This is a genomic window from Teichococcus aerofrigidensis (assembly GCF_054073225.1).
Map to the genome: position 1 here is coordinate 1 of NZ_JBSXMU010000291.1, position 556 is coordinate 556.

A 556-nucleotide genomic window follows, 5' to 3' on the forward strand; every position below is an offset into this window, starting at 1 on the left:
CGGCCAGGCCGCCCGGCGCTTCGATCAGCCGCGTCAGCTCGGCGGCCAGCGCCGCGGGCGTGAAGCCCGGCTGCGGCATCACCGTGGCGCCGCCGGCGGCGGCCAGGGCGCGCGCATTGGCGGTCTGGTGGTCGTCGATCGCGTGCGGCAGCGGCACCAGGATGGCGCCGCGCCCGGCGCAGGCGAGTTCCGCGATGGTCGAGGCGCCGGACCGCGCCACCACGAGATGCGCCGTGTCGTAGAGCCGCGCGACATCGCCGAAGAACGGCGCGAGCTCGGCCGGCACGCCCATCTCCTCGTAGGCGGCGCGGACGCGCGGCAGGTCCTCGGTGCGCGTCTGCTGCACCACGGCGAGGCGCGCGCGCAGCGCCGGCGGCAGCAGCGCGACGGCGGCGGGCACGATGTCGGAGAAGACGCGCGCGCCCAGGCTGCCGCCCAGCACCAGCAGCCGCACCGGACCCTGTGGCGGGTGGAACTCCCGCCCGGCCAGCGCGGCCAGGGCCGGGCGCACCGGATTGCCGACCACCGCGGTGCGGGCGCCGCGCGGCCCCCCGCT

Annotated in this window: 1 protein-coding gene; it reads right to left on the reverse strand. The window is 79.0% G+C overall.

Features of this window, described 5'->3' with window-relative positions; translation table 11 throughout:
- On the reverse strand, positions 1–556 hold a 556-nt coding region (locus ACVMLK_RS21295), incomplete at both ends, for a glycosyltransferase (RefSeq protein ID WP_457487577.1).